This window comes from Streptosporangium sp. NPDC049046 (genome assembly GCF_040649155.1).
Taxonomy (GTDB): Bacteria; Actinomycetota; Actinomycetes; order Streptosporangiales; family Streptosporangiaceae; genus Streptosporangium.
This window is the reverse complement of sequence record NZ_JBEZEZ010000003.1, coordinates 347,810-369,116: the sequence shown is the minus strand read 5'-3', so window position 1 is coordinate 369,116 and position 21,307 is coordinate 347,810. Positions and strand designations below refer to the sequence as shown.

The 21,307-nt window shown below is 69.2% G+C and carries 20 protein-coding genes; 14 read left to right on the top strand and 6 right to left on the bottom strand.

Going from position 1 to position 21,307, the window contains the following annotated elements; genetic code table 11:
- Positions 1–11: 11 nt before the first annotated feature.
- Together dnaK and AB0B96_RS06170 are read right to left on the bottom strand one after the other, a co-directional pair.
- Complete coding sequence (gene dnaK, locus AB0B96_RS06175) at positions 12–1,883, bottom strand: molecular chaperone DnaK (protein WP_350942579.1); 1,872 nt, start codon at positions 1,881–1,883, stop codon at positions 12–14.
- 143 nt (positions 1,884–2,026) lie between these two features.
- Positions 2,027–2,515: a hypothetical protein gene (locus tag AB0B96_RS06170; protein ID WP_350942580.1), complete on the bottom strand. Its 489-nt coding sequence runs from the start codon at positions 2,513–2,515 to the stop codon at positions 2,027–2,029.
- 180 nt (positions 2,516–2,695) lie between these two features.
- Here AB0B96_RS06170 and proC point away from each other — a divergent pair, with 180 nt between their 5' ends.
- The 7 genes from proC to AB0B96_RS06135 all read left to right on the top strand — a co-directional run bounded on the left by proC (position 2,696) and on the right by AB0B96_RS06135 (position 8,700).
- Positions 2,696–3,490, top strand: coding sequence for a pyrroline-5-carboxylate reductase (gene proC, locus AB0B96_RS06165; protein WP_350942581.1), 795 nt, complete (start codon positions 2,696–2,698; stop codon positions 3,488–3,490).
- A gap of 350 nt (positions 3,491–3,840) precedes the next feature.
- Positions 3,841–5,004, top strand: coding sequence for an acetoin utilization protein AcuC (locus tag AB0B96_RS06160; RefSeq protein ID WP_362896850.1), 1,164 nt, complete (start codon positions 3,841–3,843; stop codon positions 5,002–5,004).
- Positions 5,005–5,017: 13 nt separating this feature from the next.
- Positions 5,018–5,860: a phosphatase gene (locus AB0B96_RS06155; protein ID WP_350942583.1), complete on the top strand. Its 843-nt coding sequence runs from the start codon at positions 5,018–5,020 to the stop codon at positions 5,858–5,860.
- A gap of 322 nt (positions 5,861–6,182) precedes the next feature.
- On the top strand, positions 6,183–6,386 hold the full coding sequence (locus AB0B96_RS06150) for a helix-turn-helix domain-containing protein (RefSeq protein WP_012887307.1): 204 nt from the start codon (positions 6,183–6,185) through the stop codon (positions 6,384–6,386).
- 300 nt (positions 6,387–6,686) lie between these two features.
- Positions 6,687–6,785: an AURKAIP1/COX24 domain-containing protein gene (locus AB0B96_RS06145; protein WP_018654693.1), complete on the top strand. Its 99-nt coding sequence runs from the start codon at positions 6,687–6,689 to the stop codon at positions 6,783–6,785.
- A gap of 20 nt (positions 6,786–6,805) precedes the next feature.
- A complete protein-coding gene (locus AB0B96_RS06140) occupies positions 6,806–7,831 on the top strand; it encodes an NAD-dependent epimerase/dehydratase family protein (RefSeq protein WP_350942584.1) in 1,026 nt (341 codons plus the stop codon).
- A complete protein-coding gene (locus AB0B96_RS06135) occupies positions 7,828–8,700 on the top strand; it encodes a lysophospholipid acyltransferase family protein (protein ID WP_362896849.1) in 873 nt (290 codons plus the stop codon). The genes AB0B96_RS06140 and AB0B96_RS06135 overlap by 4 nt, the downstream gene beginning before the upstream one ends.
- A gap of 65 nt (positions 8,701–8,765) precedes the next feature.
- Here AB0B96_RS06135 and AB0B96_RS06130 read toward each other — a convergent pair whose 3' ends face one another.
- The 3 genes from AB0B96_RS06130 to AB0B96_RS06120 form a co-directional block, all read right to left on the bottom strand.
- Positions 8,766–9,563 (bottom strand): HAD-IB family hydrolase, encoded by a 798-nt coding sequence (locus AB0B96_RS06130; protein WP_350943544.1) that lies wholly within the window; start codon positions 9,561–9,563, stop codon positions 8,766–8,768.
- Positions 9,564–10,156: 593 nt separating this feature from the next.
- Complete coding sequence (locus AB0B96_RS06125) at positions 10,157–10,744, bottom strand: DUF5667 domain-containing protein (protein WP_362896848.1); 588 nt, start codon at positions 10,742–10,744, stop codon at positions 10,157–10,159.
- Positions 10,745–10,991: 247 nt separating this feature from the next.
- Positions 10,992–11,636, bottom strand: a complete 645-nt coding sequence (locus tag AB0B96_RS06120) for a sigma-70 family RNA polymerase sigma factor (RefSeq protein ID WP_362896847.1) — start codon at positions 11,634–11,636, stop codon at positions 10,992–10,994.
- 202 nt (positions 11,637–11,838) lie between these two features.
- Here AB0B96_RS06120 and AB0B96_RS06115 point away from each other — a divergent pair, with 202 nt between their 5' ends.
- Positions 11,839–13,716 carry a hypothetical protein gene (locus AB0B96_RS06115; protein ID WP_362896846.1) on the top strand — a complete coding sequence of 626 codons (1,878 nt, stop codon included), beginning with the start codon at positions 11,839–11,841 and terminating at the stop codon, positions 13,714–13,716.
- 240 nt (positions 13,717–13,956) lie between these two features.
- Here the strand turns inward: AB0B96_RS06115 and AB0B96_RS06110 are convergent, their stop codons facing one another.
- Complete coding sequence (locus AB0B96_RS06110) at positions 13,957–14,205, bottom strand: glutaredoxin family protein (protein ID WP_350942589.1); 249 nt, start codon at positions 14,203–14,205, stop codon at positions 13,957–13,959.
- A gap of 360 nt (positions 14,206–14,565) precedes the next feature.
- Between AB0B96_RS06110 and AB0B96_RS06105 the strand changes: the two genes are divergently transcribed.
- The 6 genes from AB0B96_RS06105 to AB0B96_RS06080 all read left to right on the top strand — a co-directional run bounded on the left by AB0B96_RS06105 (position 14,566) and on the right by AB0B96_RS06080 (position 21,306).
- Positions 14,566–15,273 (top strand): redox-sensing transcriptional repressor Rex, encoded by a 708-nt coding sequence (locus tag AB0B96_RS06105; RefSeq protein WP_350942591.1) that lies wholly within the window; start codon positions 14,566–14,568, stop codon positions 15,271–15,273.
- Positions 15,274–15,421: 148 nt separating this feature from the next.
- Positions 15,422–16,762 (top strand): glutamyl-tRNA reductase, encoded by a 1,341-nt coding sequence (locus AB0B96_RS06100; protein WP_362896845.1) that lies wholly within the window; start codon positions 15,422–15,424, stop codon positions 16,760–16,762.
- Positions 16,759–17,679, top strand: a complete 921-nt coding sequence (gene hemC, locus AB0B96_RS06095) for a hydroxymethylbilane synthase (RefSeq protein WP_362896844.1) — start codon at positions 16,759–16,761, stop codon at positions 17,677–17,679. The genes AB0B96_RS06100 and hemC overlap by 4 nt, the downstream gene beginning before the upstream one ends.
- A complete protein-coding gene (locus AB0B96_RS06090; RefSeq protein WP_362896843.1) occupies positions 17,676–19,256 on the top strand; it encodes a uroporphyrinogen-III synthase in 1,581 nt (526 codons plus the stop codon). The genes hemC and AB0B96_RS06090 overlap by 4 nt, the downstream gene beginning before the upstream one ends.
- A 229-nt stretch (positions 19,257–19,485) precedes the next feature.
- Complete coding sequence (gene hemB, locus AB0B96_RS06085; protein ID WP_362896842.1) at positions 19,486–20,472, top strand: porphobilinogen synthase; 987 nt, start codon at positions 19,486–19,488, stop codon at positions 20,470–20,472.
- Positions 20,473–20,664: 192 nt separating this feature from the next.
- Positions 20,665–21,306, top strand: a complete 642-nt coding sequence (locus AB0B96_RS06080; protein WP_350942598.1) for a bifunctional DNA primase/polymerase — start codon at positions 20,665–20,667, stop codon at positions 21,304–21,306.
- Position 21,307 lies beyond the last annotated feature (1 nt).

The window sequence follows — 21,307 nt, the reverse complement described above, 5'->3', positions numbered from 1 at the left end:
CGTTCCGGCCGTCACTTGGCGCCGTTGTCGCGCTTCGGCTCGTCGTCCACGATCTCGGCCTCGACCACGTCCTCGTCGGCCTTCTGCCCGTCGGTGGCGTCCGCGCCGGGAGCGCCGGTCGGGGTCTCGGACCCCTGCGCCTGGGCGTAGATGGCGGATCCCATCTTCTGGCTGACCGTGGCGAGCTTCTCCGCGGAGGTGCGGATCACGGACGAGTCGGTGCCCTCCAGAGCCTTCTTGAGCTCGGCGACGGCCTCGTTGACCTCGGTCTTGATGTCGTCCGGGACCTTCTCGGCGTTCTCGCCGAGGAACTTCTCGGTCTGGTAGACGAGCGAGTCGGCGTTGTTGCGGACCTCGGCCTCCTCGCGACGCTTCTTGTCCTCCTCGGCGTAGGACTCGGCCTCGCGCATCATGCGCTCGATGTCGTCCTTCGGCAGCGCGGAGCCGCCGGTGATCGTCATCGTCTGCTCCTTGCCGGTGCCGAGGTCCTTGGCGGAGACGTTGACGATGCCGTTGGCGTCGATGTCGAAGGTGACCTCGATCTGCGGGATGCCGCGCGGCGCCGGGGCGATGCCGGTCAGCTCGAAGGTGGCCAGCTTCTTGTTGTACGCGGCGATCTCGCGCTCGCCCTGGTAGACCTGGATCTGCACCGACGGCTGGTTGTCCTCGGCCGTGGTGAAGACCTCGGAGCGCTTGGTCGGGATCGTGGTGTTACGCTCGATGATCTTGGTGAAGATCCCGCCCTTGGTCTCGATGCCCAGGCTCAGCGGGGTCACGTCGAGCAGCAGGACGTCCTTGACCTCGCCCTTGAGCACACCGGCCTGCAGGGCGGCGCCGATGGCCACGACCTCGTCCGGGTTGACGCCCTTGTTGGGCTCCCGGCCCGCGGTCAGCTCCTTGACGAGCTCGGCCACGGCGGGCATGCGGGTCGAGCCGCCGACGAGCACCACGTGGGCGATGTCGGAGACCTTGATCCCGGCGTCCTTGACGACCTGGTTGAACGGGCCCTTGCACCGCTCGAGGAGGTCGGCGGTGATCCGCTGGAACTCGGCGCGGGTGAGCTTCTCCTCCAGGTGGAGGGGACCCTCGGCCGAGGCGGTGATGTAGGGAAGGTTGATGGAGGTCTCCGACTGGCTGGAGAGCTCGATCTTGGCCTTCTCCGCTGCCTCGCGCAGGCGCTGCAGGGCCATCTTGTCCTTGGTCAGGTCGACACCGTGCGCGTTCTTGAACCGGTTGGCCAGCTCGTCCACGACGCGCTGGTCCCAGTCGTCACCACCGAGGTGGTTGTCGCCGCTGGTGGCCTTGACCTCGACGAAGCCGTGGCCGTCCTCCTGGCCGACGTCGAGCAGGGACACGTCGAAGGTGCCGCCGCCGAGGTCGAAGACGAGGATGGTCTCGTCCTTCTCCTTGTCCAGGCCGTACGCCAGCGCGGCCGCGGTGGGCTCGTTGATGATGCGCAGCACGTTCAGGCCGGCGATGGTGCCGGCTTCCTGGGTGGCCTGGCGCTGGGCGTCGTTGAAGTAGGCGGGAACGGTGATCACCGCGTCGGTGATCTTCTCGCCCAGGTAGGCTTCCGCGTCCTGCTTCAGCTTCTGCAGGACGAACGCGCTGATCTGCTGCGGGTTGGACTTCTTGCCGTCGATCTCGACGGACCAGTTGGTGCCCATCTCGCGCTTGACCGAGCGAATCGTCCGGTCCACGTTGGTGACGGCCTGCCGCTTGGCGACCTCGCCGACGAGGACCTCGCCGTTCTTCGCGAACGCGACCACGGACGGCGTGGTCCGCGAACCCTGAGAGTTGGCGATGACGGTGGGCTCACCGCCCTCGAGAATCGAGACGACGGAGTTGGTCGTCCCCAGGTCGATACCTACCGCACGTGCCATGAGTACGTCCTTGTAGTCAAAGTTGAGTCGATGGGACTCATAGTGGAACCTCGTGTGAGGTTTGTCAAACGACTTGAGTCTACTGGGCTCAACCTTCTGACGCGCGGCGGCATTCCCGATTTCGGGAGGAAGGCGAAGGCGTGTCAGCGGGCGCCGTCGACCACCTTGCGCGCGCCGAGGGGCTTCTTGAGCTTGACGGTCGTCACCTTCTGGATGGCGATCTCGATGCAGGCGACGTTCTGCGCCTTGCTGCTCGGGCCCTCCCAGAGGGTGACGGTCACCCGCTTGGAGGTCTCGCGCACGGTGACCCGGTCAAGCACGTTGCACGGCTCCACCCCGGACCACCAGACGATCCGCAGGCTACGGCCGTCCTTGGACGGCTTGGCCGTCAGCCACCGCACCTTGCGGGGATTGTCGGTGTGGCCCTCGGGTTTCGTCGGTTTCGGGGTGCCGCTCGTCGTGGGCTCCTCCCGGGGAGCCACGGTGTGGGCCGCCGGCTCGGAGGGGCTGCCCGGGACGGAGGTGGTCTGACTCGCCGGACGCGAGGGGGAGGTGGTGACGGTGGCGCTGGGTTCGGTGCCGCAGCCCAGTGCCAGCAGAAGGCTTCCGGCCAGGATAGAGGTCGCGATCATACGCATACCCCTAAGACGGATCGGGCTCCCGGGCGGTTCAGGACACCCCGATGTCGTCCCGGTAAGACCGCCGGGACGGATGGTCACCCGTCGCCTTCGACTCATACACAGGATGATTCCCGCCGGTGGCGGGGCCGATAGGCTGCGGGGAGTTCCGATCCACGATTTCGAGGTGCTCACATGATCGCGATTCTTGGCACCGGCAAGATGGGAGAGGCCCTGCTGTCCGGGCTGCTCAGAGCCGGGTTCAAGCCGGGCGACGTGATCGCGACGGCACGGCGTGCCGAGCGCGGCCAGGCCCTCGCGGAGCGGTACGGCGTGCGGGTCGCCTCCAACGCCGAGGCGGCGAAGGACGCGGACACGATCATCCTCGCGGTCAAGCCGCAGGACATGGGGTCCCTGCTCGCCGAGATCGCGGGGCACATCCCGGCCGACCGCCTGGTCGTCTCGGCGGCGGCGGGGATCACGACCTCGTTCGTCGAGTCGAGGCTCGGCGCCGACATCCCGGTAGTCCGGGTCATGTCCAACACACCGGTGCTGGTCGACGAGGCGATGAGCGTGATCTCGGCGGGCGCCCACGCCTCCGAGGAGCACCTCAGGCGTGCCGAGGACCTGTTCAGCCCGGTCGGCAAGGTGCTGCGCATCCCCGAGTCGCAGCAGGACGCCGCCACGGCCCTTTCCGGCAGTGGCCCCGCCTACTTCTTCTACCTGGTCGAGGCGATGGTCGACGCCGGCATCCTGCTCGGCATGCCCCGTGCCGCCGCCCTCGACATGGTCACCCAGTCGATCGTCGGAGCGGCGATCATGCTTCGTGACTCGGGGGAGCACCCCGTGATCCTCCGCGAGGCGGTCACCTCCCCGGGCGGTACGACGATCGCGGCCATCGCCGAGCTGGAGCGGCACAGCGTCCGTGCCGCCTTCCTCGCCGCCATCGAGGCCGCCAGGGACCGGGGGCGCCAGCTCGCCGAGGGCTGAGCCCGTCTCCTCCCGTACGCTTCCCGCGGCCGGCCGACCGCCTGGTCGTCTCGGCGGCGGCGACCCCGTCTCCTCCCGCGCGCTTCCCGCGGTCAGAGGACCGCGCGGGTCTCCTCCACCCGGCCTCCTCGTCAGGAGGTATGGCGATCCCAGGAACGCCCGCCGTTCAGGAGGGGCCTGCTCAACGTGCCTGTTAAAGCAATAAATCAAGATATTTCGCTCAGATGAAAACAGGCACGTCCTCCAAGACGGCTGCGTAAACGCCATTCCGTACACGTGCGGTAACGTCGAGCCGGGAGCAGGAAGATCGGGCCGTGACGTGTGGCGTCGCGACCAGACAGGGAGTGCCCATGAGCCGGTCCGTGCGGGTTGTCTGGGACGATGCGCTCACCTCGTACGACTTCGGCCCCGAACACCCGCTCGCGCCCGTACGGGTGGAGCTGACCATGGCGCTGGCCGGGGAGCTCGGCGTGCTGGACCAGGTGGAGATGAGCGGTTGCGCGCCCGCCACCGACGACGAGCTGGCCCTCGTTCACCGGCGCGACTACATCGAGGCCGTCAGGCGGGTCTCCGCCACCGGGCGGCCCGACGTGGCCTACGGGCTCGGCACCACGGACAACCCCGCCTTCGCCGGGGTCCACGAGGCGTCCGCGCTGATCACCGGTGCCAGCCTGGCGGCGGCCCGCGCGGTGTGGAGCGGTGAGGCCGAGCACGCGGTCAACGTCGCGGGGGGCCTGCACCATGCGATGGCCGCCGTGGCGAGCGGTTTCTGCGTCTACAACGACCCGGGCGTGGCGATCGCGTGGCTGCTCTCCCAGGGCGCTTCCAAGATCGCCTACGTGGACGTGGACGTGCACCACGGCGACGGCGTGCAGGCGCTGTTCTACGACGACCCCAGGGTTCTCACCATCAGCCTGCACGAGAGCCCCCGCACCCTCTTCCCCGGCACCGGTTTTCCCGAGGAGCGTGGCGCGGAGGGCAGCGCGGTCAATGTGGCCCTGCCGGCCGGATGCGGCGACAGCGGCTGGCTCAGGGCCTTCCACGCGGTGGTCCCGCCGCTGCTGCGGGAGTTCGCCCCCGAGATCCTGGTCACCCAGCACGGCTGCGACAGCCACGCCCTCGACCCGCTGGCCAACCTCATGCTCAGCCTGGACGGCCAGCGGGCCACGTACGCGGCGCTGCACGAGCTGGCCCACGAGACCGCGGGCGGGCGGTGGATCGTGACGGGTGGCGGGGGATACGAGCTGGTACAGGTGGTGCCCCGGGCGTGGACCCACCTGATCGCCGAGGTGGCGGGCCATCCCCTCGATCCCCGGACGGCCACCCCCGAGGCGTGGCGCACGTTCGTCAAGGAGCGGACCGGCCAGACGGCGCCGTTGACGCTCACCGATGGCCGAAATCCGGAATTTCCGGATTTCTCCGCTGGTTATGACCCAGCAGACCCGATCGACCGGGCCATCATGGCGACGCGGAACTCCGTCTTCCCCTTCCACGGGCTCGATCCCCTCCCGTGACCCATGGCCCCCGATGATCGAAACCGAGGACGAAGTGCCCCTCCCAGCACCCGAGCCGCGACGCGAAGCGTCGCCGACAACGCGAGCCGAGCTTCGTGAGCACCTGATCCGCACCCGGATCGCCGGTGATGTGGCGACCAGCCGGGAGAACAACCTGGACCACTACCGGTCGCTTTCCAACCGTGATCCGCACTACATGTTCGGGCTGACGATGGACGGCGCGTGGTCCTACCGGGACGTGCTGGAGCTGATGGCGAAGTCGGCCGGGGTCGTGGCCGATCCCGGGCACCGGGAGGGGCAGGACACCATCGACCCCGATCGCACGATCGAGGCGACGGAGAAGATGGGCGACACGATCGCCGGTGTGCTCCAGGGGGAGAACCCCAGGATCCTGATCGCCACCGGGCACCCCACCGGCCTGCTCACCGTTCACATGGCCCTGGGCCGGATGCTCAGGGCGCGCGGCGCGACCCTGATGGCACCGGCCGAGGGCTGGTCGTACTGGGGCAGCGGTTTCGGGCGCAGGCGCAAGATCCGTTACATGGACGACGTCGCGATGCTCGACGACAAGGGCGCCTTCGTGCACACGCACGACCCCGCCCCGATGCGCGCCATGATCGCCGAGCTGGGTGCCGACCGTCCCGATCTGGTGATCGCCGACCACGGCTGGGCCGGGGCCGCGGGCGAGGCGGGCATCCTCACGGTCGGATTCGCCGACAGCAACGATCCCGCCCTCTTCGTCGGTGAGGCCGAGGGCAAGATCGCGGTCACCGTCCCGCTCGATGACAACGTGCTACCGAGGTATTACGAGCCGCTGACGCACCACCTGGTCGAGAGGGTCGTGCGAGCCCTCTGAGACGGGGGATGCGCAAATTAGGTCATCCCTATACGGGCATTTCGCGCCTGCATTCCACCTACCTCGCCGCCCGTTTGCCAACTTTTTGGGGATTGTGGGCGACTCTAATGGGAGACAGTTGGTCCGTTCCAAGATCAATGTGAGAGGCACGATCAGGCTGCTGGCCAGCGTTTTCATGCGTTTCGCTGACGTGGGACTCCGAGGGCTGAGAAAATAGGGGGTTTGCGTGGCAGGGGTCCCGATTTACGCTGACGGCAGTACACGTGCGTGAGCAATGGCACCAGTGGGGATAACCCGGATACACGTGCGGAAGAGGCGTCCGATGGGTGCAGGCGAAAGACCTCTCAGCGAGGTGAAGTTCCTGACGGTGGCAGAAGTGGCCACTGTCATGAGGGTGTCCAAGATGACTGTGTACCGACTCGTGCATTCGGGCGAGCTGCCGGCCATCCGGGTCGGTCGATCCTTCCGAGTGCCGGAGCAGGCGGTACACGATTATCTCAGGGATGCCTACATCGAGGCAGGTTGAGGCAGGCGAGCTCGACGCGTCGAGCCGAGCGGCCGGGGGGAGTGTTCCGGTCGTGAGGTGAAGGCGCCAGGCCGCTCACGGTCCTGCTCTTTTCCGGTCTGTCGGGGCACGATCTCCGGTACGGCCGCGCGAGAGCCGGGCCTGGCCTCATCGGGGTAGCGACGTGGTCGTCACGTCGTGAGTTCATGCGCCCGGGGTCCCCCCAGGGGCGATCTACCGTGGATCGCCGGTAGTCTGTTGTGCCGGTGTGCTATCGCGCACCGGTTCGACAATCTCGGCTACCAGCTACCTGGGGGTCCCGTGGGCTCTGTGATCAAGAAGCGCCGTAAGCGCATGGCGAAGAAGAAGCACCGCAAGCTTCTGAAGAAGACCCGCATCCAGCGGCGTAACAAGAAGTAGCGCGGATCTGCGAGGCGCCGATGACCCACACCGTGCTTGTCACCGGGGTCTCGCGCCACATCGGCGCCCGAGTGGCGAGCGTTCTCGCGGATGACCCGGACATCGACCGGGTCATCGGAGTGGATACGGTGCCGCCGCCCTCGCTCTCACGTGATGGCGGCGTACCTCTCGGCCGGACGGAGTTCGTCCGCGTCGATCTGCGCAGCCCCGACATCGCCCAGGTGATCGCGGCCGCCGACATCGACACCGTCGTTCACATGAGTCTGGTGAGCGCCCCTCCCCGGAGTGGTGGCCGAGCGCTCATGAAGGAACACAACGTCATCGGCACCATGCAGTTGCTCGGTGCCTGTCAGCGGTCCGCGACGGTTCGCCGTGTCGTCGTGCGATCGACCACCGCCGTCTACGGTTCCTCCCCGCACGACCCCGCGGTCTTCACCGAGGACGCCGAGCCGGGAGAGCCTCCGAGCCGTGGCTACGCCAAGGACGCCTCCGAAGTGGAGGGCTACGTCCGCGGTTTCGCCAGACGGCGGCGCGATGTGGCGGTGTCGACGCTCAGGTTCGCCAACTTCATGGGACCCGGCGTCGACTCACCGCTGACGCGTTACTTCACCCAGCCCGTCCTGCCGACCGTGTTCGGGTTCGACCCGCGGCTGCAGTTCGTCCACGAGGACGACGCGGTCGAGGTGCTGAGGCGGATGGCGATGGAAGACCACCCCGGCACGTTCAACGTGGCCGGAGACGGCGTGCTGCTGCTGTCGCAGTGCGCGCGCAGGGCGGACCTGCTCTCGATGCCCGTCCCCTCCCCCGTCTTCCGTTTCATGGGCGAGCTCGCCCGGAGCGCGGGACTGGTCGGTTTCTCTCCCGAGCAACTCCGCCTGATGTGCCACGGACGCGTGGTCGACACCACCGCGCTGTGCACGGCTCTCGGCTGGAAGCCGAAATTCTCCACCGCCGCCGCCTTCGAGGACTTCATCCGCGCGCGTGACCTGTCAGGGGGCCTGCCCTCCGCCCTGGCGGACATGGTGTCCCGGCCGGTGCCGGGGTGAGCGATACGGCGAACGGCAGCGGGGACGGCGACCACCGGCTGGCCGAGACGCTCGCCTTCCTGCGCCGTCGCCTGACCGGAGAGTACGAGGTCGACGAGTTCGGGTTCGACGCCGAGCTCACCGACAAGGTGCTCCTGGAACTGATCCGCCCGCTGTATCACCGCTGGTTCCGCACCGAGACCTTCGGCATGCGCAACGTACCCGGTGACTCCGGAGCCCTGATCGTGGCCAACCACTCGGGCACCCTCCCCCTCGACGGGCTCATGCTCCAGGTGGCCCTGTACGACGACCACCCCGAGCGTCGCGCGCTCCGTCTCCTGGGGGCCGACCTGGTCTACCGGCTCCCGATGCTCGGCCACCTCTCCCGCAAGACCGGCCACACCCTCGCCTGCCGCGACGACGCCGACCGGTTGCTCCGCAAGGGCCAGATCGTCGGTGTCTTCCCCGAGGGGTTCAAGGGGGTCGGCAAGCCGTTCTCCGATCGCTATCGGCTACAGCGCTTCGGCCGGGGTGGGTTCGTCGCCTCCGCCATCCGCGCGGGTGTGCCGATCGTTCCCTGCGCCATCGTGGGCGCGGAGGAGATCTACCCCAAGATCGGCGACCTGCGCTTCCTCGCCAGGGCCTTCGGCCTGCCCTACCTGCCGATCACGCCGCTGTTCCCCTGGTTCGGGCCTCTCGGGCTGGTCCCGCTCCCGTCCAAATGGATGATCGGCTTTGGCGAGCCGATCCGCACCGACGAACTCGACCCCACCGACGCCGACGACCCCATGCTGGTCTTCAACCTCACCGACCAGGTGAGGGAGTCCGTCCAGCAGCTGCTCGACGAGCTCAGGCTCAGGCGCGGCCACGCCTTCCCGCCCTTCTTCTGAGCCTTTCCGAGGTCTCACGGCACTCTCACGGCACCGCGGCTGTACCGCGAAGGGAGAAACAGCCCTCAGCGGCCGGAGCGGTAGAGGCGGCGCAGGGCGACGGCGGCGGCGATACCGCCCGCGAGGGCACCCGCGCCCGCCGCGATGGGCAGGCCGACCATGGTCGCCTTGCGTCCCGTACGGAAGTCCTTGATGTCCCAGCTGTTCTGCCGGGCGAACTCGCGCAGCTCGGCATCGGGGTTGATCGCGGTGGCGTGGCCGACCAGGGAGAGCAGGGGCAGGTCGTTGGCCGAGTCGCTGTAGGCGGAACAGCGGGACAGGTCGAGACCCTCCCTGCGGGCCAGGGCCCGCACGGCCTCCGCCTTGGCGGGGCCGTGAAGCAGGTCACCGACGAGGCGGCCGGTGTAGACGCCGTTCTCGGTCTCCGCGACGGTGCCGAGCGCGCCGGTCAGCCCGAGACGCTGGGCGATCACACGGGCCAGTTCCACCGGGGTCGCGGTGACCAGCCAGACCCGCTGGCCGGCGTCGAGGTGCGCCTGCGCGATGGCGCGGGTGCCCGCCCAGATACGGTCGGCCATCACCTCGTCGTAGATCTCCTCACCGAGCCGGACGATCTCCTCGACCTTGTTGCCCGCCACGAACGCGAGCGCGGTCTCCCTGGCCTCCTCGATGTGCGCGGGGTTCTCGTCGCCGCGGACCCGGAAGATCAACTGGCCGAGCGCGAACCTGAACAGATCCCTGCTGGTGAACAGGCCCCGGGAGGCGAGACCGCGGGCGAAGTGGTAGATGGAGGCGCCGCGCATCATGGTGTTGTCGACGTCGAAGAAGGCCGCGGACACCGGGTCGGGCTCGGCCATCGGCATCGCGACGGCGGCCGCGGCCGCGACCTCGCCGGCCGCGATCTCCCCCACCGTCGCCCGACCGGCTGTTCCCGCCTGGTCCCGCCGTCGTAGTAGCCGCCTCATAGCCACTCAGCTTAACCGCGACAGAGTGGTGAGATCGTTGACGCGCTCTTCGGCATTGATGCCAAAGACTCGGCCAGTGCCGCTCTCGCGACACCCCTGTGGCTTCCTGCTTCACCGACCCGAGCCACCGAGGTGGTCTTACCAGGGTCTCCACAGGCTTTCGGGTTCATGAACCCCGCTCCCGCCCGCCCGGCGGTACCCGACTCAGGCAACGTACCAGGTGACGATCCGTCGTGGCGGCGAATCGGCGCCTCCTGTCCCATCCTGCGAGAGGGACCGCTTCACCTTCGGCGTGAACACTGGATGTGTCGGCCGGATATGGCGCCTTGGAGTCGTATGACGGTCGTATGACGGTCGTGCGGCATCGCGTGAGCCCGGCGGGTGGGATCTCTGGAGAGGGTAACGCGGCCGGGAACGCCCGGAAAGGGACGATCACCCGGTTCTTTTGATCAGCCGTCCACGTGGGAAGGGGCCGTTCTTTCGGGGAGCCGCTATTCGGGTGGGGCGAGGCCCTCGATGTAGTTGAGATAGACGTGGGCCTTGCGCTGGTTCTCCGCGCCCATCTTGGGGATCATCCCGGTGATCTGGGTGCGCTGTTTCTGGACGAAGCGCTTGAGCTCCCTGGCGCGCGTGGAGTCGCGGCGCCGTATCTGCCGCAGGGAGGTCACCGCGGAGCGGGTGGTGTCCTCCATGGCCTGAAGGGTCTCCCCGATCACCTTCTCGCCCTCGCCGGAGCCCAGGAGCTCCTTGACCTCACGGGCGCGGGTCTCGGCGTAGCCGAAGGAGCGGTCGGCCCGCTCGGCGTCGTCGCTGCTCAGGTGGAACAGTGTGTTCTCGGCGGCGCGTTTGAGCGGATAGAAGGTGTCACCGGGCATCGACCGGTAGGTCCCAATCACGGACGCGACCATCGCGACCACCAGGGCGGTGCTGAGCAGTTGCGGGAAAAGTCCCGCACGGGATCTCCGCCGGGAGTGGCGGGGGCCCGTCGGGCGCCGCTCGGGGGTGTCCTCTGCCTGAGGGGGGCGGGTGAGCTGCTCACGGAGCCTGGCGTTGAACTCGGGCCGGGGGCCGGCCGTCATGCGGGCTCCCAGCCGTGAAACACGGTTTTGGATGCGTGCCTGCGACCTCCGTGAGAATCCAGGCAGCCACTTCCCCATGAACGCTCCCTGCCGCCCCCAGCTCATGATCCATCGGTGTCACTTGCCTAACGACGACTCGGCACGGCAGGTTACGCGCTGCGCCGTATCGGCATGGGAACCTCGTCCCCGGCATGGCGGCCGTACCGGAGGGCTGGAGCCGACCGGGGGCGGCGTCGGCGTGCAGGTGTCAGCTGAGGTCCGGGGGCAGCGCGCGGGCCAGGGCGCGGATCGCGCGGAACTGGAGTGCCTTGATGGCGCCGCTCTTCTTGCCCATGATGAGCGCGGTCTCCGCCAGTGACATGCCGTGCAGGAAGCGCAGCACCACGCACTCCTGCTGCTCGGGGCCGAGATCGCGGACGGCGGTGAGCACCCGGTCGCTGATCATCGCGGTGACGACGGCGTTCTCCGGGATGTGCGGGCCGTCGAGCGGGGTGTCGATCACTTCGGCCGTCGTGACCTCAAGACGGTATCTGCCGGACTTGAAGTGATCGGTGATCAGGTTTCTCGCGATGGTCACGAGCCAGGCGCCGAAATCACGCCCCTGCCAGGTGAAGTCCGTGATCCTGCGGAGCGCGCGGAGAAAGGTCTCGCTCGTGAGATCCTCGGCCAGCGGATGTGAGCCGACCCGGAAGTAGATGTAGCGGTACACCAGGGTGAGGTAACGATCATAGAGCGTGCCAAAAGCATCCGAGTCTCCGGTCTTGGCACGCAAAACGAGCCTCCGGAGTTCTTCGGAGGCATCCTCACGCACGGTGAGGTCGCTGCTGCGGACGGGTCGGGTTACCCCGGTCGTCGTAGGGAGGTGCCCGGCGAGCGGCCACGTTTCAGGCATCCGGTATCCCTGAGGGGAGGGGGTACGGCGTGCTCGCTCACTCTAGAAATCATCTAGTAATTCCACAATCCACTTTGGAATGTCGTGACTGGGGGTAACCGCCGTATACGGTGTTGGGTCGGTCGTTTCGGACCGGCTCCGGGAGCCGACTCAGGGTTCGGCTACCGGTTGGGGGGTAATGTCCGGCAGCATTGGAGACACCATGGAAGTCCTCGTCGCTGTCATCGCCTTCGCCGGTGCATTGCTCGCAGCCATCGCCACCGGCGCTCTCATCAGCCGTCTCCGCAGTGAGCCCAAGGGCTGGCTGATCGCCTGGAGCATCACGACGGCGTCTCTCGCCGTCTCACTGGGAGTAATCGCCACCGGCTATTTGATCGGGTTTGGGACGGGCACGTTCCGGATTTATCAACTGACCGGATCCATGCTGGCGCCCCTGTGGCTGATCGTCGGGGTCATCCAGTTACTGGCCCGTAAGAGTGCGGTCAGATTCTCCTCCTGGCTCCTGGGGATCGCCCTCACCGTCATCGCCACGGTGATCCTCGCGGTCGACCCCGTCCTGCAGGAGAAGGACTTCACCAAGGCCCTCCCGCTGGGTGGTCGCCACTGGGGCCTGCCCCCGGCCTCCCTGCTCCTCGCCGTCCATGTGATCGTCGCGCTCGTGCTGCTGGGCGGGCTGGTCTTCGCGGTCGTCCGCTGGCGCGGCGGTGACGACTACGACGCCGACAACATGCACACGCTCCTGGTGCTCGCTCCCACCGGCCTCGCCCTCGTCGGTGCCGTCAGCTTCGCGGTGCCCGGGATGTTCACCGCGCTTCTGCTCTTCGTCACCGCCGCCGCGGTCTGGTACGTCGTGCTGCGCCCGCTCGCGCCCTACGAGGACGACGACGAGGAGGAGGAGGGCGACGAGTGGGAGGACCGCCCTGCGCCCCGTCGCCCCGAGTACCAGCCCCGTGACGTGCAGGTCGCCGGCCGCCGCGTGACCCCGGAGACCCCTCCCGCCCGGACTCTGGCCGAGGAGACGCCGCGCCGCTCCGGTCTCGGCGACCTTGTGGCCGAGTATCGGGCGGGCGAGCAGGACGTCGACTACGCTGCGCGCATGCGGCAGCAGCCCTCCCAGGGCGATGACAGGTTCGGTGGTCCGGCCACGGGGATGTTCATGGCGGGCGAGTACGGAATGCCGCCCGCCGACCAGCCGCCCGCCGCCGACCCGGGCAGGCGCGGCGGTGATCCCGGAAGGCAGTCACCGCCGCCGGTGACCGGTCAGTTCGGCATGTCGAGCCCCGGTCCCGCGACAGGGGAGTACAACATCCCCGCCCATGAGTTCGGCAGGCACGGTGCCCCGGGACCCGGCAGGTCCGCGGGCCCTGGCACCGGGGAGTTCGGCAGGCCCGGGGGCACGGGGGAGTTCGGCAGGCCCGGGGGCACCGGGGAGTTCGGCAGCCCCGGAGGTACGGGGGAGTTCGGCAGGTCCGCGGGTCCCGGCACCGGGGAGTTCGGCGTGCCGGGCGTGCCGGGCGCCGGCAGGCAGGGCAGCCTCCAGCCCATGCCCGCCGACCAGGCTTTCGGTGGCGCGCCCTCCCCGGGCTCCGAGCGGGGACGCGGAGGGTCCAGGGGATATGACCGGGAGGGCTCCCCCGGCTACGAGCAGCCGTTCGGCGGCGCCGCTCCCTCGACCGGCGCCCTCTATCCAGGCGGTCCGGGAATGCCGGGGGGCGCCGGTGACCTGCCGGGCGGCTCGAACCGTCCATCACCGAGCATCTTCGGCCTGCTCACCGTCTTCACGCTGCTCGACGGCACGGGCGAGAGGTTCGACCGGCTCGCCGAGGAGACCGTCGATTCGGTACGCCGCTCCGAGCCGGACACGCTCGTCTACACCTGTCACTCGGTGAAGTCGGCGCCCCTTCAGCGCATCGTCTACGAGCTCTACCGTGACGAGGTCGCCTACGCCGACCACCAGCGCCAGTCCCACACGCAACGTTTCGTCACCGAGCGTCAGACGATGGTGCTCGCCACCAATGTGATCGAACTCACGGTGAACGCCGCGAAGGTGATGCCGCTTCCGATGGCCTTCAGGTCGTGAGCGCGGGCCGGCCGCGTGGGGTCGGCCGGCGGGCGTTCGACTGGTGGTGATCGGGCCGACCCTCCACCGGGCCGGGGTGATCACGTTTTTCCGGCGACGGCCGGGGGCGACCACGTCGGCCGCCCACCCGCCGGACGCTGCGGTCGTGTCGCGCATCGCGGGAGACGCGGGAAACGACCTTGGGGATGAGCGGCGCCGTTCAGGGACGAAGAGCGTCCTTGTCCTCAGATGCCGAGGCCCTCAGGCACCGAGGGCGGCGCGGAGACGGCTCTCGTCGACGCGCCAGAAGTCGTGCTGCACCCCGTCGACGAGGGTGACCGGGATCATCTCCCAGTAGCGGGCCTCATCCTCGGCGGAGGCCGTGATGTCGCGCTCCTCCCACGGGACACCGAGTTCGGTGGCGACCCGCTCGATCACCGCCCGTGCGTCGTCGCACAGGTGGCAACCGGGTTTGCCGAGCAGGGTGATGCGATGGTCTCGCGGTGACATGACCGTCACGGTAGCCGAATCGCGGCGCCGCGCCGACTCTCGTGGCGAGCGGTGAAGATCCGGGCCGGGGCGGGGAAAGGCCCGGCGGAACGGGGGCGCGTGCCCGTGGGAGGCGCGGGTCCTGGACCTGGCGAGCGGGCGAAGACGCACAGGTCCGGGCCTGACGAGCGGGTGAAGACGCACAGGTTCGAGGTCTGACGAGGGGGCGAGGAGAGGACCGGCGGGGGGTGCGGCCAAGATTGTGAACACTCACTTTGTGCATCGGTTCACAAAAGGACTAACCTGAATGACAGTGGTTTCACCTCGTCATCCGTCGCGTCCGGGCCGCGCCGGCCGCCTGTCCCCCTGGAGCTCCGGCACGTGATCCGCCGTCTGTCCCAAGCCCGCGACCGCGGCATCCCCGAGGCGACCGTCGCCCGGCTGCCGCTCTATCTGCGAGCGCTGAACGGCATGGCCGAGCGTGGCCTGGCGACCGTGAGCTCGGAGGACCTCGCCGTCGCGGCGGGCGTCAACTCGGCCAAGCTGCGCAAGGATCTCTCCCACCTGGGGTCGTACGGCACCCGCGGGGTCGGTTACGACGTCGAATATCTCATCTACCAGATCTCCCGCGAGCTGGGCCTCACCCAGGACTGGGCCGTCGCCATCGTCGGAGTGGGTAACCTCGGGCGTGCGCTCGCCAATTACGGCGGGTTCGTCTCCCGCGGGTTCAGGGTCGCGGCGCTGCTCGACGCGGACCCCGAGGTGGTGGGCGACCACATCGCGGGATTGAATGTGGAGCACATCGACGAGCTGGAAGCCGTGATAACACGGCGGGGAGTGTCGATCGTGGTGCTTGCGACTCCGGCCACGGCGGCCCAGCAGGTGGCCGACCGGGTCATCGCCATGGGGGTCACCAGCATCCTGAACTTCGCCCCTGTCGTCCTTTCCGTGCCAGAAGGCGTGGATATCCGTAAAGTCGACCTATCGATTGAACTCCAGATCCTGGCGTTCCACGAGCAACGCAAGGCGGATCGGATGACTGGGGGGCCCGTGATGGCCGAGGAGTGGCCCGAGGCGGTGGACTTGTGAAGAGGCACGGCACACGGGTCGGCGGGCACGTCATCTCCCGGCTCCTCCGGACGAGCATGAGCACGACGGGCGTGTTGACCGCGACGTATACCGGCGGGACGAGCCCGAGAGCGGATCACGTCCTCTCCCGGAAGGCTGGTGGGGGCCGATGAGCGTTCTCGTCGTCGGCCTGAGCCACCGGACGGCACCGGTGGCCCTGCTGGAGCGGGTCTCCGTCTCCGGTGACTCGCTGGTGAAGCTGCTCCAGGACGTCCAGCAGGACGCCCACGTCGCCGAGGCCATGGTCGTCTCGACCTGCAACAGGGTCGAGGTCTACGTCGAGGTCGACCGGTTCCACGCCGCGGTGACCTCGATCTCCGGGTTGCTCAGCACCCACTCCGGCGTCCCCATGGAGCAGCTGGCCTCCCACCTCTACGTGCACTACGAGGACCGTGCCGTCGAGCACCTGTTCTCCGTCGGTTCCGGCCTCGACTCGATGGTCGTGGGAGAGGGACAGATCCTCGGCCAGGTGCGTTCGGCGCTCAGGCTCGCCCAGCAGGAGGGCACGCTCGGCCCCACGCTCAACGAGCTCGTCCAGCAGTCACTGCGGGTGGGCAAGCGCTCCCACACCGAGACCGGCATCGACCGGGCGGGCGCCTCCCTCGTCGGGGTGGGGCTCACCCTCGCCGAGCGCGCTCTCGGTCCCCTGACGGGGAAGCGGGCCCTGGTGGTCGGCGCGGGCTCGATGAGCGCCCTGTCGGCCGCGACCCTGCAGCGGGTGGGCGTCACCGACATCGTGGTGGTGAACCGGACCCACGACCGCGCGGTGCGGCTGGCGCGGACGGTCGGCGGCAGGGCCGCCGGATTCGGCGACCTGGCGGCCGAGCTGGCGGAGGCCGACCTGGTCATCTCCTGCACCGGCGCCACCGACGTGGTCATCACGGCCGACATGGTGGCTCCCCGTGAGACGTTCCTGCTGGACCTGGCCCTGCCGCACGACATCGATCCCGCCGTACGGCGGCTGCCCGGTGTGACGCTGGTCGACCTGGAGTCCATGCAGGAGGGTGAGGCCGACGCCGGCACCGACGACGGCGGTCGCGCCGAGGCGGTCGTCGCCGTGCGCGAGATCGTCGCCGAGGAGGTCACCGCCTACCTGTCGGCCGAGCGCGCCGCGCGCGTCACGCCGACCGTGGTGGCGCTGCGGAGCAAGGCGGCCCAGGTGGTCGAGGCGGAGCTCGGACGGCTCGTGGCGCGGGTGCCCGATCTTGAGGGGCGTGTCAGGGACGAGGTGGGCCAGACCGTGCGGCGCGTGGTCGACAAGTTGCTCCACGAGCCCACCGTGCGTGTCAAGCAGCTGGCGGAGTCCCCGGCGGGTGATCATTACGCGGAGGCGCTGCGGGAGCTGTTCAATCTTGACCCGAAGGTGCCAGAAGCGGTGAGGCGCGTCGAGACGATCGATGCCGAGCCGGGTAGGAACACCGAGCCGAGCAAGAAGGAGGCAGACCTGTGAGCAGCGTTTCCTCTCCGCTCCGGCTGGGGACGAGGCGGAGCGTCATGGCGACGACGCAGTCCGGCCTGGTCGCCGCCCGCCTCACCGAGCTGACCGGCGCGGCCGTCGAGCTGGTCGGTGTCACCACCTTCGGCGATGTGACCAAGTCCGACCTCACGCAGCTCGGCGGTACCGGGGTCTTCGTCAGCGCGCTGCGCGACAAGCTGATCGAGGGTGCGATCGACTTCGCGGTGCACTCCCTGAAGGACCTGCCCACCACGCCCGACCCGCGCGTGGTCATCGCGGCGATCCCGCCGCGCGACGACCACAGGGACGCCCTGGTGAGCGTCGCCAAACTGGCCGACCTGCCGCCCGGCGCGGCGATCGGCACGGGATCACCGCGGCGGATCGCCCAGCTTCGGGTGATTCGTCCTGATCTTGATTACGTGCCCATCCGCGGTAACGCCGACACCCGCATCGGCAAGGTGACCTCCGGCGAGCTGCAGGGCGTCGTGCTCGCCGCCGCCGGGCTCGGCCGGCTGGGCCGCGATGCCGAGATCTCCCAGATCTTCGAGGTCGAGGAGATGCTGCCCGCCCCCGGGCAGGGGGCGCTGGCCGTGGAGTGCCGCTCCGACCGGGCCGACCTGGTCGAGTTGCTGAGCGTGCTCGACGACGCGCGCACCCGCGCGGCGGTCACCGCCGAGCGCGCGGTGCTCAACGCCCTGGAGGCGGGGTGCGCCGCCCCGGTGGGCGCGTACGCGGCCGAGAACGGGCACGATCTGATCCTGACCGCCGCTGTCGTCGCCGTCGACGGCAGGCGAGCGGTGCGCAAGTCCACCGCCGGAAGCTCTTCCACGCCCATGGATCTCGGTCGCGACCTCGCGGCCGAGATGATCGCGGAAGGGGCCGGCACGTTGATAGGGGAGCGAGCACATTGAGCTCCGGAAGTACCACCTTCGAGCGCCCGTCCGGGTTCGTCGCCTTCGTCGGGGCCGGCCCCGGTGATGAGGGCCTGCTCACGCTGCGCGGCGCCGACCTGCTTTCCAAGGCGGACGTCGTCATTCTCGACCGGGAGGCGTACGGCCCGCTGTTGCGTCACTGCCGTGAGGGCGTCGATGTCGTCGACGCGGCCGAGGACGGCGCCGTCTCGCTGAAGGTCGTCAAGGCGGCCAAGGGCGGGAGCTGCGTCGTACGGCTGTGCGCGGGCGATCCGATGTTCTTCTCCTCGATCACCGAGGAGGTCGCGGCCTGCGCCAAGGCGGACGTGGAGTTCGAGATCGTGCCCGGTGTGCCGCCGGCGACGGCGGTGCTCACCTACGCGGGGATCCCCGCCGCGGTCTCGGTGCCCGAGTTCCGGGTCGTGGACGCGACCCAGATCGACGACTGGGCCGCGTACGCCACCGGATCGAGCACTCTGGTGATCTACAACGGCGTGGCCGAGGCCGTTTCGATCGGAAAGGCGCTGATCGCGGCGGGCCGCCCCGACTCGACGCCCGTGGCGGTGAGCAGCGCGGGCACCACGACCGAGCAGCACACCGTGGTGACCACGCTGGGCAGGCTCGCGCCCGATCTCAAGCACGCCGGGATGGCCGAGCCCGCGCTGATCGTGGTCGGCGAGGCCGTCGGCATGCGCGACCGGCTGTCGTGGTTCGAGACCAAGCCGCTGTTCGGCTGGCGGGTGCTCGTCCCCAGGACCAAGGAGCAGTCGGCCGGCCTGGTCGAGCAGCTGCAGTCGTACGGCGCGGTGCCCGAGGAGGTCCCCACGATCTCCGTCGAGCCGCCACGCACCCCGCAGCAGATGGACCGCGCGATCAAGGGCCTGGTCACCGGACGCTACGAGTGGGTGGCGTTCACCAGCGCGAACGCGGTCAAGGCCGTGCGTGAGAAGTTCGAGGAGTACGGCCTGGACGCCCGCGCGTTCGCCGGGCTCAAGGTCGCGGCCGTGGGCGAGAGCACCGCGCGGGCGCTGGTGAGCTTCGGCGTCAAACCGGATCTGACGCCGACCGGCGAGCAGTCGTCGGAGGGCCTGCTCGCCGAGTGGCCGCCGTACGACTCGATGCTCGACCCGATCAACCGGGTGCTGCTGCCCCGCGCCGACATCGCGACCGAGACGCTCGTGGCGGGCCTCACCGAGCTCGGCTGGGAGTGCGACGACGTGACCGCCTACCGGACCGTCCGTGCCGCGCCGCCGCCCGCCCCGACCCGTGAGTCCATCAAGGGCGGCGGGTTCGACGCGGTGCTGTTCACCTCGTCGAGCACCGTCCGCAACCTCGTGGGCATCGCGGGCAAGCCGCACAACGTCACGGTCATCGCCGTGATCGGCCCGCAGACCGCCAAAACCGCCGAGGAGTTCGGGCTCCGCGTCGACGTCATGGCCGACAAACCTTCGGCTTCCGCCCTCGCGGCGGCGCTCGCCGAGTATGGTGCCAAGCAGCGGCAGGCCGCGGTCATGGCGGGGGACACCCCTCGCAGGCCCTCGCAGACCCGGCGGGGAGCCCGGCGCCGCGCGAAGTAACCTTGAAAGTGGTCGCCGCCCGCGCACGACGGGCGGGCCGGCCGCGTTCGACGGCCCCCGGCGAGCGTCGCGGGCCGTGATCGGCGTTGCGGTGACAACGCGATCGGTTTCATGATCGGCGTTGTGGTCGGCGGCATGATCGGTGCCGCGTCGAGTGGTGAGTCAGGAACACACAACCGAGATCCTCCGGCCCGCGATTCCGTTACCGGCCGGGGGGAGGGGAAGCACCATGACGGCTCAGTTCCCTGTCGCGCGTCCGCGCAGGCTCCGTCGTACGGCGTCGATGCGCCGGATGGTGGCCGGGACCCGGCTGCACCCGGCGGAGCTCGTGCTGCCGATGTTCGTGAAGGAGGGCATCACCGAGCCGAATCCGATCGGCTCGATGCCCGGGGTGTTCCAGCACACCCGTGACTCGCTGCGCAAGGCCGCCCACGAGGCCGCCGAGGCCGGGGTCGGCGGGCTGATCCTGTTCGGCATCCCCGAGGTGAAGGACGGCCGGGGCTCGGCGGCCGACGACCCGGAGGGAATCGTCCAGCGCGCCGTCGCCGACCTGGTCGCCGACGTGGGCGACGCGCTGGTCGTGATGACCGACACCTGCCTGGACGAGTTCACCGACCACGGGCACTGCGGCATTCTGACCCCCGAGGGTGAGGTCGACAACGACGCCACCCTGGAGCGCTACGCGTCCGCCGCGGTGGCCCAGGCGCGGGCCGGATCGCAGGTCATCGCGCCGAGCGGCATGATGGACGGCCAGGTCGCGGCGATCAGGGCGGCCCTGGACGGCGACGGCTTCGAGCAGGTCCCGATCCTGGCGTACTCGGCGAAGTACGCCTCGGCGTTCTACGGCCCGTTCCGCGAGGCGGCCGAGTGCGCTCCTCAGTTCGGTGACCGCAACGCCTACCAGCAGGACGCGGCGGGACCGGTCGGTGAGGCGCTGCGCGAGGTGAGACTGGACCTCGACGAAGGCGCCGACGCCGTGATGGTGAAGCCCGCGCTGGCCTACCTCGACATCCTGCGCCAGGTGCGCGACGCCGTGGACGTGCCGGTGGCGGCGTACCAGGTCAGCGGTGAGTACGCGATGGTCGAGGCCGCGGCGGCGAACGGCTGGGTCGACCGGGACCGGGTGATCATGGAGTCGCTGGTCGCGATCCGCAGGGCGGGGGCCGACATGATCCTCACCTACTGGGCCACCGAGGTGGCGGGGAAGCTGAGGTGAGACCGGCGGCGCGTGCCGAGAACTGGAGGTTCGCCGCTTGATGGAGATGCGGGTGCGTTAGAGTGCGATAACCGGTGCGGATGTGTCCCAGGTGGCGTAAACCCTGGATATTCGACGTTCCCACTGACCAAAGTGTGGACAGGTCGACCGCATCCGGGGTGCACGCGGGATGCGCGGACGACGGAGGACACGATGGTCGGGGTACCGATGGTTCGTCGAAGTAGGCGGCATGGCCATCCGAAGCAGATGATCAACTTTGTGCTGGAGTACGCCGCCCTGGGCTGGGCGAGCTGTCCCGGCGCGAAGCCGCTGAAGGGCGGTTCGCGCTCCTGTTCCTGCGACAGGATCGGCTGTCCCGACCCGGGGGCACATCCGCTCTCGCGGGCCTGGCAGATGCAGGCCACCACCGACCCGGCCCTGCTCACCAACTGGTGGCGGTACGAGCCGGAGGCGAACGTGATCCTCCCCACGGGACGGGTGTTCGACGTCTTCGACGTACCGCTCGCCGCGGGGCGCACCACCCTCGCGAACATGGACTCCGCCGGAGTCGCCTCGGGCCCGGTCGCCGTCAACGGCGACCGGGCCCTGTTCTATGTGGCCACCAGGAACGCTTCCGACGACGAGGACGAGTGGTGGACCTGCGCTCTGGACTTCGGGCCTTCCACCATCGAGGAGATGCCCGGCCTGCGCTGGCACTGCCGCGACAGCTACGTCCTCGCCCCGCCCTCGCTCCTGCCGACCGGTGGGTCCGGCTCGTGGCTGCGCCCGCCCGACGGACGCCCGCTGCCCGACCCGCTGCGCGTCCTCGACTGGCTCGCCGACACCTGCGAGTGAC